The following is a 12001-nucleotide window of genomic DNA, read 5'->3' as shown; positions in this document are numbered from 1 at the left end:
TTAATATATTATTCTATAAATCTGTTATTCCCATGCATTTATCACACTTGTTTCCGTAGCATTCATGCTGCTCTTCGATCGACTTCCCGCATTCTGAACATTGTTTTGCCGGCAGGTTTCTGAAAAACTCCATAATGTTTTGAATCATGTTGAAGCCTCCTGATTTGTGATTTTGTTCTAAATAGTTTGATTATTTAAGTTAATTGTATTATAACAGAGTTTATATGTCAACTTCTGTTTCAATACAATTTTAAAAAAGTGAAAAAATAGGCATAATCGAGTATATTGGACATAGGAAAGCCGGGTCTTTCTTGAGAGTTTGGCTATAAGTCATAGCTTAAGGTTTACGCTTTTCTAAAGTGATAAGTGTATAAACTCTGAAGTTAGATAACTGTCTGACTCCAGGCGCCATCGGCTTTCAGGCCTATGCTGGAAAAGGCGGGCGCCTTGCGCTTTTTTAATAAGGGGGAAACGTGATGAAGTTAACTGTAATTGGGAGCTGGGGCGGTTATCCTAAAGCAGACGGGGCCAGTTCAGGGTATTTGCTGGAGCATGAAGGGTTTCATTTGCTGATCGACTGCGGAAGCGGCGTTCTTTCAAAAATGCAGAATTTTTTTCAGCCAGAAGAATTGGATGCATTGATTATCTCGCATTACCATCCAGATCACATTGCGGATATAGGGGTTCTGCAGCATGCCAGGCTCATTCAGGGTTTTTTGGGGAGGAAAACAGATACACTCCCGATTTATGGTCATTCCCTTGATCAGCATGAATTTGCCAAATTTACATACAAAGATATCACAAAAGGAGTCTGCTATGATCCTGATGGCACTCTCTTTGCAGGGCCGTTTCAAATTCGCTTTTTAAAGACTAATCACCCTGTGCCATGCTATGCAATGAGAATTGAAGCAGACGGCAAAACGCTTATTTATACGGCTGATACCTCATATAAAGAAGAGCTGGCTGTATTTAGCGAAAATGCTGATTTATTAGTTTGCGAATGCAATTTTTATGGGCATCAAAATGGAAAAAATGCAGGGCATATGACAAGCTTGGATGCTGGAACACTGGCCAGCAAAGCAAATGTGAAAAATTTGCTGCTGACTCATTTGCCTCATTATGGTGAACTTCGAAAACTGAAGGAAGAGGCTTCAACAAAATATACAGGTCCTATTTCTATTGCGGATTATCAATGGTCCCATACTTTTTGAGGAGGAAACCAGATGCTTTTTATTGACAACCAGGGAATCACCGATCCCAGAATAAACCTTGCTATTGAGGAATATGCACTAAAGAATCTTGATATTGAAGAAACCTATTTGCTTTTTTATATTAATGAACCTTCCATTATTATTGGAAAAAACCAGAATACCGTTGAAGAGATTAATACTGAATATGTCGAGAACAATGGCATCCATGTGGTCAGAAGGCTTTCTGGCGGCGGGGCTGTTTATCATGATTTAGGCAATCTCAACTTCAGCTTTATCACAAAAGATGATGGAGAAAGTTTCCATAACTTTCAAAAGTTCACCGAACCAGTTGTAGAAGCTTTGCAGAAGCTTGGTGTTAATGCTGAATTGAGCGGCCGAAATGACCTGATGGCAGAGGGCAGAAAGATATCCGGGAATGCCCAGTTTTCTACTAAAGGCAGAATGTTTAGCCATGGTACCCTCTTGTTTGATTCCGAAATAGAAAGTGTAGTTTCGGCACTAAAGGTAAAGAAAGATAAAATTGAATCGAAAGGCATTAAATCTATTCGAAGCCGGGTTGCTAATATCTCAGAGTTCCTGGATAAAAAAATCACAATTCAAGAATTTCGCACTTTGCTGCTTAAGAATATTTTTGGTGATTTAGATGAAATTCCAGAGTACAAGCTCACGAATGCTGATTGGGAAAAAATTCACCAGCTGTCCAAGGAGCGCTATCAAAACTGGGATTGGAATTATGGAAAATCTCCCAAATTTGATCTTCAGCACTCGCATCGTTTCCCAGTGGGGCAAATTGATATTAGACTTAATGTCACAAAAGGAAAAATTGAGGAATGTAAAATTTGCGGAGACTTTTTTGGGGTTGGCGATGTAAGCGAAATTGAAAACAAGCTTACAGGAATTCGTTATGAAAAGTCAGAGATTGAAATTGTTCTTGAAGGAGTGGACATGAAGCATTACTTCGGAAATGTGGAAAAGACCGAATTTATCAACCTGGTTTATTAATGCGGTCCTTTATTGAAAAGCTGGCATAATGCCGGCTTTTCTTATATTTATATAAAGTCTTGCGAAAGGCAGTTTCGCTGTAAAAAAGAAATTGTGAACAATTCGCTTTCCTACTTGAATACAAAAATTTCTTTCAATATAATATATTTAGAAAATTTATTTAATAAAAATGAATGATTATTCATTCATTATAGGGGGAGTGTAAATGAATTTAACAGAGCAGCTGCATGGAACGGCGATCAAGATGGGCAATAAGACTGCCTATTATTTTATGGACCAGTCCAGTACATATGCGGAGCTTGATGGTGCTGTAACCAAATTTGCGGATGGGCTCTCAAAGCTGGGAGTGAAAAAAGGAGATCATATTGCTCTTTTACTGGGGAATTCACCGCATTTTGTCATCGGCCTGCATGGAGCACTGCGGCTTGGGGCAACTGTCATACCGATCAACCCAATTTATACACCTGATGAAATTGGCTACATTGTTAATAATGGTGATGTAAAAGCGGTTGTTACGCTTGATCTATTAGTGCCTTTGATTGAGAAGATGCATCAGGCTCTTCCAAAGGTGGAGAACTTTATTATTTGTGAAACCCCGCAGGGACAGGCATCAAAAGTCGACCCGTCTGCATTATCAGCTTTCTCAAAAATGAAATCGTTTACACAGGTGGTAGCTTCAGGAGATTTGGATTATAGAGGCCCTGAACTCGAAGAAGATGAAACAGCCGTTATCCTATATACATCGGGTACGACAGGCAAGCCAAAAGGTGCCATGCTGACACATAAAAACCTCTACAGCAATGCAAAGGATGTCAGCGACTATTTGCACATGAACGAAAATGACCGGGTTATCACTACTTTGCCGATGTTTCATGTTTTCTGTTTAACGGTTGCTCTCAATGCACCGCTGATGAATGGGGCTACTATTTTAATAGATCCAAAATTCAGCCCGAAAGAGATTTTTAGACTAGCTAAAAAATATGAACCTACTGTTTTTGCCGGCGTTCCGACCATGTACAATTTCCTTCTTCAGTATAACGATGGCAATCCGGAAGATCTGAAATCGTTAAGGCTTTGCATTTCGGGCGGTGCTGCCATGCCTGTTGCACTTCTTCATGGCTTTGAGAAAAAATTCAATGTCATTGTCTCAGAAGGATATGGTCTTTCAGAAGCTTCTCCGGTTACCTGCTTCAATCCGCTTAATAAGCCGCGAAAAGCAGGCTCGATCGGGCAATCCATTATGAATGTTGAGAATAAGGTCGTAAATGAACTGGGAGAGGAAGTTTCTGTTGGCGAAGTAGGTGAACTGATTGTACGCGGGCCCAACGTGATGAAGGGCTACTACAAGCTGCCGGAAGAAACCGCGGCTACTATTCGCGATGGCTGGCTTTATACAGGAGACCTCGCAAAAAAGGATGAGGAAGGCTACTTTTATATCGTTGACCGCAAAAAGGACCTTATTTTAGTCGGCGGATATAATGTGTATCCGCGGGAAGTAGAAGAGGTGCTCTATAATCACGAGGATGTAGTTGAAGTTGCTGTATTGGGCGTGCCTGACCCGAATCTGGGAGAAGCGGTGAGGTGCTATGCAGTATCTAAAAATCCTCAGCTGACAGAAGAATTGCTGCTTGCATACTGTGCTGAGCATCTGGCTAAATATAAAGTGCCGGCATCGATCGAGTTTTTAGAGGAGCTTCCAAAGAACACGACTGGTAAAATTTTGCGGAGAGCATTGAAGAATCAGGTTCTTCAGACTAAATAGGCTTTTTAGGACAGGCATTGGATGTGTCTGTCCTTTACTTTTCTAATTTCAAATTGACTATATTTGAAAGGGTTTTCACGGAATTTATCGAATTATTTAGATAGCACTGGGAAGAGGAGAGATACATATGAGTTCTATTACAGTCGAAACAAAAGGTCATATTGCGGTCGTAACGATTAACCGCCCTGATGCATTGAATGCTTTTAATTTTGAGACTTTATCGGAGCTTCAGGAATCAGTTGAGAAACTGCGCACCAGCCCTGATGTTCGTGCAGTGATTTTTACAGGGGCAGGAGAAAAAGCATTCAGTGTGGGTGCAGATTTAAAAGAGCGCAGGACCCTATCTGAAGAACAAGTCCGCCGAAATATATATAAAATAGGTGAGGTATTCTCGCTGGTTGATCAGCTTCCGCAGCCTACTATCGCTGCTATTAACGGTTTTGCCTTTGGGGGCGGGATGGAATTGGCTCTATCCTGCGATTTCCGCATCTCAGTTTCAGGCACTTCCATGGGACTTACAGAAACAAGTTTAGCCATAATACCAGGAGCAGGCGGCACTCAAAGGCTCCCAAGATTGATTGGCCAGGCCAAAGCCCTTGAATTAATTTTGACGGCTAAAAGGCTTACGTCTGAAGAAGCGCTTGAATACGGCATCCTTACCAGAGTGACTGAAAAAGAAAATCTCTTAAATGATTGTTTTGAATTTGCCGGACAAATGCTTAATAACGGCCCGCTTGCCCTTCAGCAGGCTAAATTTGCTGTAAAGCATGGCATGGGCGTCGATTTGCAGACTGGGCTTCAGATTGAAAGGAAGGCATATGAAGTCATTATCCCAACAGAAGATAGAGTTGAAGCTCTTGCAGCCTTTGCTGAAAAAAGAAAACCTGAGTTTAAAGGGAAATAAAATGAATAAGTAAGTAATGGGACACGGCAGAATCTTGCTGTGTCTTTTCTTTTAAAATAATAATTTTTAGAAAATTATTAAAAAACATCTTGAATAGTTAGGCTGTTAACTATATAATTTAGTGAATAAAAGCATAAAAGCATAAAAGTGCTGAAGTGAAAAGATAGAGATAAAAGGGGGATCATCTAGTATGTTAGAGAGAATAAAATCATTTAAAGCAATAGCTGCAGCAGGCCTTATGGGAACATTGCTGCTAAGCGGCTGCGGCAGTGAAAGCACAAATGGAGATGCCGGTTCTTCCGATAAAGAAAAGGAAGAATCATTTAAAATAGGAGTTACGCAGATTGTCGAGCATCCTTCGTTAGATGCGGCACTGGAGGGCTTTAAAAAGGCATTAGAGGATTCCGGTATTGAAGCAAGCTACGATGTCCAGATTGCTCAGGGGGACCAGAATAATAATCAATCCATTGCCAATAATTTTGCCGGTGATGGAGTAGACCTGATCTTTGCCAACTCTACCCCCAGTGCATTAAGTGCACTGAATGCAACGAAGGATATACCGATTGTATTTACTTCAGTAACTGATCCAGTGGGTGCGCAATTAGTAAAATCAATGGATTCACCTGAAGGAAATATAACTGGTACAACAGATACGCATCCTGATGCGATACCCAAAATGGTTAAATTTATAGATGAACAGTTTGAGGCTGGAACGGTGGGCGTTATTTACAATTCTGGAGAACAAAATTCAGAGGTGCAGATTGAAAAGGTGAAGGAAGCTCTTTCTGGTACAGATATGAAATTGGCCGAAGCTACCGTATCCAATTCCTCCGAAGTGAAACAGGCTGCAGAATCACTTGTCGGAAAAGCAGATGCCATCTATATTATTACGGATAATACTGTCGTTTCCGCTTTGGAATCCGTCATTCAGGTTTCAAACGATAATGACATCCCGCTATTCGTAGGAGAGCTGGATTCTGTTAAACGCGGGGGCTTTGCTGCTTACGGATTTGACTATGAAGATATCGGGTATGAAGCTGGGGAAATGGCTGCAAAAATTTTAAAAGACGGCAAGAAACCATCCGAACTTCCTGTCCAATATCCGCAGAATCTTAAGCTGGTAATCAATAAAAAGGCTGCAGAAGAAATGGGAATTGATTTAAAAGAGGAATGGAGCGATCTTGCTGAGTTTGTGGAGTAATACCAGCAAATAACCACCAGCGCTTGCGCTTTTCACCTCGATAACTGTCTAGCTTCAGCGCCTACCCCCTCGAGGTGTCGGGGGTGGGCAAGGCGCTTACGCTTTTCTAATAGAAAGGGAGATTACTATGCCAACAGCGATCTTTGGTTCCATTGAGGCAGGAGCAATTTATGCCTTAATGGCATTGGGGGTTTACCTATCATTCAGAATACTGGATTTTCCCGATCTGACGGTGGATGGAAGCTTTGTAACGGGCGCATCTGTAGCAGCTGTCATGATAGTAGGAGGATACAATCCATTTTTGGCAACAATGACAGCTTTGCTTGCGGGTTTTGCAGCAGGCTGCCTTACAGGCCTTCTTCATACAAAAGGAAAAATTAATGCCCTCTTGTCCGGAATATTAATGATGATCGCATTGTACTCTATCAATCTCCGAATTATGGGAAAGTCAAATGTTCCTCTGCTGTCTGAGGAAACGGCTATCACAAAGCTTACAGCATTCTGGCAGGGGCTTGGGATTGATCAGGCTATTCAAAGCCTGTTTGGGGCACTGGGAATGGGTTTCGTCCCAAAGACCTGGGGTATTCTGATTTTAATGCTACTATTAGCCTTTGCTGTGAAAGTATTGATTGATCTTTTCTTAAAGACAGATATTGGCCTGGCTATACGTGCAACAGGCGACAATGAGACGATGATCCGAAGCTTTTCTGCTGATACAGATCTTCTGAAGATAGCTGGCTTGGGCATTTCAAATGCACTGGTTGCTTTTTCTGGAGCATTAGTGGCACAGTATAACGGATTCAGTGACGTCGGAATGGGAATCGGCATGATTATCATCGGACTTGCATCCGTAATCATTGGAGAAGCAATCTTTGGTGCAAAAACAATTGTTCGAGCAACGCTGGCTGTCATCGGAGGAGCCATTTTATATCGTATTATAGTAACTCTTGCATTGAGAGTTGAATTCCTTGAAACAGGAGATATGAAGCTAATCACAGCAGTAATCGTGATTGGTGCGCTGATTCTGCCCAAGCTTATTCAGCAGCAAAAAGATAAGCAGAGAAAGCGGCGGAGATTAGCGGAAGCGAAAAAAACTAATGCTTACGGGAAAAGTGGTGAACATCTTGCTGCAATTAAATCAGATTCATAAAGTGTTTAATGAGGGAACTCCAGACGAAAAAACAGCACTTCACAGAATCAATCTTCATTTAAAGCCAGGCGACTTCATGACGGTTATCGGCAGCAATGGAGCGGGAAAATCTACCCTTATGAATATGATTTCCGGCAAATTGATTCCTGATATAGGAGAAGTGCTGGTTGATGGCACTGATGTCACTCTTGTGAAGGAACATAAAAGATCCAGGCTGATTGGACGCGTTTTCCAGGATCCGATGGCGGGAACAGCCCCTTCCATGACGATAGAGGAAAATCTGGCCATTGCTTATTCGAGAACTATGGCACGCGGCCTTCGCAAAGGAGTTTCCAAGAAACGCCGCGACTTTTTCCGGGAAAAGCTGGAAATGCTGCACCTTGGATTGGAAAACAGGCTTTCAGCGAAAGTCGGACTGCTGTCAGGCGGGGAGAGGCAGGCATTATCCCTGTTGATGGCGACTTTTACAGAGCCTAAAATATTGCTTTTGGACGAACATACCGCTGCCTTGGACCCGGCTCGTGCAGAATTGATTACCAGCCTTACGAAAGAGATTGTGGAAACATATAAACTTACCACATTAATGGTGACCCACAATATGCAGCAGGCACTTGACCTGGGAAATAGGCTGATCATGATGGACAAGGGCCAAATCATTTTTGAAACAAATGAAGACCAAAAGAAAGATTTGACTGTAGAAAAACTGCTTGAAGAATTCCAAAAAATCCGCGGAGAGAAAATGAGCAGCGATAAGGCTGTATTAATCTAAAGGGAGACCGGACAAAGGCTTTTGGCTTTGTCCGGCTTGTTTGTTTTGTAAATATTTCAATAAAAAAGCATACCGCCCGCAGCGATATGCCAACTTTTTCATGGATAATACATGACTGCCTGGTAGCGAATCAATTCGTCTCCGAGATTTTTATACGTATGCGCTTTATTTGCTGAGAATTTTATTGAATTGCCGGGGCGGACAGTGATTCGCTGGTCTCCGATCTCCATTTCAAGCGTTCCGGACATGACAGTGATATATTCTTCAACACCCTCATTATGTTTATCAGATGTATGCTGGCAGCCCGGTTCAATTTCGACTGTGAAGATCTCGAATTTCTTGCGGGGGTCAAAAGGGAACACGGGGTAAACCCTGTAGTTGCTGCTCTCCATTATTGGAGTTAGAGTCTTCAATTCTATGAATTGGACATCTGATGGTTCCTCATGAATAAGTGAGGAAAATGAAACTTGAAGGCCGCTCGCGATTTTCCAAAGGGTGGTGACAGTCGGGTTGGATTCCCCCCGCTCAATCTGCCCCAGCATCGCCTTGCTGACCCCGGTTATTTCTGCCGCAGCATCCAGGCTGCAGCCTCTTGTTTTTCGAATATTCCTTAGGTTTTCCCCAATACTTTTTTGAATATTCTCCATTATATCCTCCAAACTTATTGTGTAATATAACGCACGAATGTATAATATATTATATCAAAGCATCATTCATCAATATTAAGTCTATTATAGTATAATTTTCAGGCCTAGTATTATAGTTTTTAAGGCGGTGAGCATTATGGCAGAACTTGCAGTCGGCAAGCCTTCCGGGGAATATAAGAAAGGGGTGCAGTCGGGAATCAGCATTGCGATAGGATATGCACCCATCGCTTTAACATTTGGGCTGCTCGCCAAAACAACTGGTCTTTCAATTGGTGAAACAGCTTTAATGAGTTTGCTTGTATTTGCCGGGGCGGCACAGTACATATCCCTGAGCCTTCTTTCATTGGGAACGGGACTATTTGAAATTGTTTTGACAACTTTTATTGTGAATATCAGGCACTTCTTAATGTCTACCTCTCTTAATGAAAAGTGGGATGATGAACAGGCTGCTAACAAGGTAATTTTATCATTTGGGATTACGGACGAAACTTTCTCAGTTGCAGCAGTACGTGAAGAAAAGGTAACAAGCGGTTATATGCTTGGGCTTATCTCGGTTTCCTATGCAAGCTGGGTCATTTGCTCGGGGCTTGGGCACCTTATTGGTGCGAGCCTTCCGCAAACCTTGCAGGAAAGCATGTCTGTTGCTCTTTATGCCATGTTTGTCGGCCTTCTCGTCCCGTCTATGAAAAAGAGTGCAAAAATTGTATTTCTTGCGATACTTGCAGCGTGTTTTAACACAATTTTCACTTTGACTAATACACTATCGACAGGCTGGGCAATTGTACTGTCTACGCTTTTATCGGCTGTAATAGTAGAATGGATTGAAAGTGTAAAAAACAGGCACAGGGGGCAGGGGCATGAGTAGCCATATCGTGTGGATGATTGTTGGGATGGCAGCAGTTACTTATATCCCAAGGCTGCTGCCTTTTATGCTTTTTAAGGGGAAGGAGCTTCCCGGATTTGTTCAGGGGATATTAAAGAATGTGCCGTATGCGACATTAGGGGCACTCATTTTTCCAGGCATTCTGTTTATAAATGAAGATATTTGGTTTGGGCTGCTCGGGGCAGCCGCTGCTTTTCTCGCAGCCTTTTTAGGTGCAAATGTGATTGTTGTTGTATTAGGATCAATTGCTCTGTTATCTGTATATTCTTTCTTGTTTTAGAAAAGATTATTATTGATGTTCTTTAGCCGGTTCCTCCTAGAACCGGTTTTTTCAATAGAACTGCTGGAATAGGCTTATAACTTTTAATTAATGATTGTCCCGCCAAAATAGTTCTAATTACAGATTTTTATACTAAACTAAATATAGAAAGGTTGTACCATAAGGGGGGATCAGATGGCGCGGAAATTAGGCTTTTACGGGGCGCTGGCCTTTTTCGTATACGGTTTATTTTTTTATTGGTATTTATTCTATTTTGCTGACAGCAGTCTGCCGTTTGAGTATGAAGGCTCACGTGCAGATCCGGCAACTTTCCTGAACGGCAGGGAACTGATGCTCAGTGAGGAATATTCTAAAATAAGAAACCTGCTGTTTTTTATTTCTACACCTTTTGAGTGGATTTTCTATTTATTCATTCTTTTATTTGGCTTATCGAAGGCTTTTAAGAAGTGGGCTGAGCAGACTGCGCCTTATAAATTCCTGCAAACGGCGATCTATTTGATTTGGCTTTCTTTTTTCGCGTTTATCGCCACGATGCCATTAAGCTATATCAGCTTTTCACTTTCAAAAACGTATAATATTTCAACTCAGAGCTTCAGCGGATGGATGAAAGATGAGCTCATTGATTTTTGGGTTAATTATGGAATGATGGTTCTCATTGTGTCTGTACTGTACTGGCTGATTAATAAGAGCAGGAAGAGATGGTGGCTTTATGCCTGGCTATTGTCTGTTCCATTTACCTTATTTATGATGTTCCTGCAGCCGGTTGTCATTGACCCTTTGTATAATGATTTCTATCCTTTGAAAAACAAGGAACTTGAAACAAAAATTCTTGATTTGGCCAGTCAGGCTAAAATACCGGCGGAACATGTCTTTGAAGTCGATATGGCAGAGAAAACGAATGCGCTGAATGCATATGTGACAGGTATCGGATCAAATTCAAGAATTGTTCTTTGGGATACAACACTGAATAAATTAACTGAAGATCAGATCCTGTTTATTATGGCACATGAAATGGCCCACTACGTGGAAAAGCATATATACATCGGAATTGGCGGTTACCTGCTGCTTTCCCTGCTGGGACTTTATTTGACAGCCAAATTAATGGAGAAAGCAGTCGATAAATGGGGAAGGGCGCTAAAAATTCCTGCGGTAAATGATATTCGGTCCCTGCCGCTGTTTTTGATGATTCTTTCGATGCTGCTCTTTATTTCAAGCCCTTTATCCAATCTTGTTTCACGGTATCAGGAAACAAGGGCAGACCATTATGCCATCGAAATGACGAAGGACTCAAAAGCAGCAATAGAAACATTTCAGGAGCTGACACGTGCCGGTTTAAGCCAGGTTAATCCGCCGCTTCTCGTAAAAATATTCCGGTATGGACATCCAACCATGCTGGAGCGTATTTCCATGCTTGAAGAATTTGAAATGGAACAGAGGCAAAAAGAACGGAAGCAGGCGGCAGACTGATTTGACAATAATATGAGAGAAAAGCAGGCCATGCGGCTTGCTTTTTTACGTTTCATTCTTATAAATATGTATGCGGCCTTCAATATCAGTCTGTATTTCATTATAAAAATAAATGCCTGCATCATCATCAATTCCATAACCAGTCTTGGCATTGGTTTTCCCGGCTGCCCTCTTTAAATTTTCCCCTTCATTCCATTTAATGAAATGGACACTTATGACACAATCCCTGATTAAACCGACACCTTTCAGAAAGAGATGCTGTTTTTCAGGTGTATCAATAGGGGGAATTATGCAATGCTCCGGGATGATTAGGGCACCTGCCGAAAAACCTGCTACAGGAATACCGTTCATGTACATTTTGCCAATGTATTCTCCCACTTCAGTATCCACAATAAAACTTCTGTATTTTTCCGTTTCACCGCCTCCAATGATGATGCCGGAACAGGACCCCAATTCTTGAAGAAAAGATTCTGATGGTGCAGGGGAAAGCGGCAGATAACAGAAATTCCTTGCGCCATTTTGAGTTAAGCCAGCAGTATACTTATTCATATAGCCTTCCCAGCCTTCCCTTTCCAAAAAGAGTATAGCTATTTTGCCAGCCGCTCCGGAAGCCAGCTCTGTAAACTTTTTTCCAAGCCTTTGCCCGAATGGAGGGCTTCCGCCCATTAAAAATAAATGCCTGCTGTCCATTAATTTTCTCCTGCCTTGTTAAAATAAAATACCCC

Annotated in this window: 13 protein-coding genes; 10 read left to right on the top strand and 3 right to left on the bottom strand. The window is 41.8% G+C overall.

The window, feature by feature from the left end; genetic code table 11:
* Window positions 1-13: 13 nt before the first annotated feature.
* Window positions 14-148 carry a protein YhfH gene (gene yhfH, locus QUF73_10660; protein ID MDM5226681.1) on the bottom strand — a complete coding sequence of 45 codons (135 nt, stop codon included), beginning with the start codon at window positions 146-148 and terminating at the stop codon, window positions 14-16.
* A 328-nt stretch (window positions 149-476) separates the two neighbouring features.
* On the opposite strand from yhfH, the gene QUF73_10655 reads away from it, so the two are divergent.
* The 7 genes from QUF73_10655 (at window position 477) to QUF73_10625 (ending at window position 7999) form a co-directional block, all read left to right on the top strand.
* On the top strand, window positions 477-1211 hold the full coding sequence (locus QUF73_10655) for an MBL fold metallo-hydrolase (protein ID MDM5226680.1): 735 nt from the start codon (window positions 477-479) through the stop codon (window positions 1209-1211).
* Window positions 1212-1223: 12 nt separating this feature from the next.
* Window positions 1224-2213 (top strand): lipoate--protein ligase, encoded by a 990-nt coding sequence (locus QUF73_10650; protein ID MDM5226679.1) that lies wholly within the window; start codon window positions 1224-1226, stop codon window positions 2211-2213.
* A gap of 205 nt (window positions 2214-2418) precedes the next feature.
* Window positions 2419-3975: a fatty acid--CoA ligase family protein gene (locus QUF73_10645; GenBank protein ID MDM5226678.1), complete on the top strand. Its 1557-nt coding sequence runs from the start codon at window positions 2419-2421 to the stop codon at window positions 3973-3975.
* Between the two features lie 127 nt (window positions 3976-4102).
* Window positions 4103-4879 (top strand): enoyl-CoA hydratase-related protein, encoded by a 777-nt coding sequence (locus tag QUF73_10640; GenBank protein MDM5226677.1) that lies wholly within the window; start codon window positions 4103-4105, stop codon window positions 4877-4879.
* 190 nt (window positions 4880-5069) lie between these two features.
* The gene (locus QUF73_10635; protein MDM5226676.1) at window positions 5070-6080 is read left to right on the top strand and encodes an ABC transporter substrate-binding protein; all 1011 of its coding nucleotides are present in this window, start codon (window positions 5070-5072) and stop codon (window positions 6078-6080) included.
* Window positions 6081-6207: 127 nt separating this feature from the next.
* Window positions 6208-7230, top strand: coding sequence for an ABC transporter permease (locus QUF73_10630; GenBank protein MDM5226675.1), 1023 nt, complete (start codon window positions 6208-6210; stop codon window positions 7228-7230).
* Window positions 7205-7999, top strand: coding sequence for an ABC transporter ATP-binding protein (locus QUF73_10625; GenBank protein ID MDM5226674.1), 795 nt, complete (start codon window positions 7205-7207; stop codon window positions 7997-7999). The genes QUF73_10630 and QUF73_10625 overlap by 26 nt, the downstream gene beginning before the upstream one ends.
* Before the next feature lie 98 nt (window positions 8000-8097).
* Here the strand turns inward: QUF73_10625 and QUF73_10620 are convergent, their stop codons facing one another.
* Window positions 8098-8646 carry an XRE family transcriptional regulator gene (locus QUF73_10620; GenBank protein ID MDM5226673.1) on the bottom strand — a complete coding sequence of 183 codons (549 nt, stop codon included), beginning with the start codon at window positions 8644-8646 and terminating at the stop codon, window positions 8098-8100.
* 136 nt (window positions 8647-8782) lie between these two features.
* Here QUF73_10620 and QUF73_10615 point away from each other — a divergent pair, with 136 nt between their 5' ends.
* The 3 genes from QUF73_10615 (at window position 8783) to QUF73_10605 (ending at window position 11276) form a co-directional block, all read left to right on the top strand.
* Complete coding sequence (locus QUF73_10615) at window positions 8783-9511, top strand: AzlC family ABC transporter permease (protein ID MDM5226672.1); 729 nt, start codon at window positions 8783-8785, stop codon at window positions 9509-9511.
* Complete coding sequence (locus QUF73_10610) at window positions 9504-9809, top strand: AzlD domain-containing protein (GenBank protein ID MDM5226671.1); 306 nt, start codon at window positions 9504-9506, stop codon at window positions 9807-9809. Before QUF73_10615 ends, QUF73_10610 begins: the two co-directional genes overlap by 8 nt.
* Window positions 9810-9983: 174 nt before the next feature.
* Window positions 9984-11276 carry a M48 family metallopeptidase gene (locus QUF73_10605; protein MDM5226670.1) on the top strand — a complete coding sequence of 431 codons (1293 nt, stop codon included), beginning with the start codon at window positions 9984-9986 and terminating at the stop codon, window positions 11274-11276.
* Between the two features lie 45 nt (window positions 11277-11321).
* Here the strand turns inward: QUF73_10605 and QUF73_10600 are convergent, their stop codons facing one another.
* The gene (locus QUF73_10600) at window positions 11322-11966 is read right to left on the bottom strand and encodes a Type 1 glutamine amidotransferase-like domain-containing protein (protein MDM5226669.1); all 645 of its coding nucleotides are present in this window, start codon (window positions 11964-11966) and stop codon (window positions 11322-11324) included.
* Window positions 11967-12001 lie beyond the last annotated feature (35 nt).

This window comes from Cytobacillus sp. NJ13 (assembly GCA_030348385.1).
GTDB lineage: Bacteria > Bacillota > Bacilli > Bacillales > Cytobacillaceae > Cytobacillus.
This window is presented reverse-complemented; position numbering and strand designations above follow the sequence as displayed.

Bases quoted from the DNA above. Each gene is read 5' to 3' on its own strand.
- QUF73_10600 (MDM5226669.1), bottom strand. From the start codon at position 11,966: ATGGACAGCAGGCATTTATTTTTAATGGGCGGAAGCCCTCCATTCGGG.
- QUF73_10620 (MDM5226673.1), bottom strand. From the start codon at position 8,646: ATGGAGAATATTCAAAAAAGTATTGGGGAAAACCTAAGGAATATTCGA.
- QUF73_10615 (MDM5226672.1), top strand. From the start codon at position 8,783: ATGGCAGAACTTGCAGTCGGCAAGCCTTCCGGGGAATATAAGAAAGGG.
- QUF73_10635 (MDM5226676.1), top strand. From the start codon at position 5,070: ATGTTAGAGAGAATAAAATCATTTAAAGCAATAGCTGCAGCAGGCCTT.
- QUF73_10650 (MDM5226679.1), top strand. From the start codon at position 1,224: ATGCTTTTTATTGACAACCAGGGAATCACCGATCCCAGAATAAACCTT.
- QUF73_10605 (MDM5226670.1), top strand. From the start codon at position 9,984: ATGGCGCGGAAATTAGGCTTTTACGGGGCGCTGGCCTTTTTCGTATAC.
- QUF73_10610 (MDM5226671.1), top strand. From the start codon at position 9,504: ATGAGTAGCCATATCGTGTGGATGATTGTTGGGATGGCAGCAGTTACT.
- QUF73_10630 (MDM5226675.1), top strand. From the start codon at position 6,208: ATGCCAACAGCGATCTTTGGTTCCATTGAGGCAGGAGCAATTTATGCC.
- yhfH (MDM5226681.1), bottom strand. From the start codon at position 148: ATGATTCAAAACATTATGGAGTTTTTCAGAAACCTGCCGGCAAAACAA.
- QUF73_10655 (MDM5226680.1), top strand. From the start codon at position 477: ATGAAGTTAACTGTAATTGGGAGCTGGGGCGGTTATCCTAAAGCAGAC.
- QUF73_10640 (MDM5226677.1), top strand. From the start codon at position 4,103: ATGAGTTCTATTACAGTCGAAACAAAAGGTCATATTGCGGTCGTAACG.
- QUF73_10645 (MDM5226678.1), top strand. From the start codon at position 2,419: ATGAATTTAACAGAGCAGCTGCATGGAACGGCGATCAAGATGGGCAAT.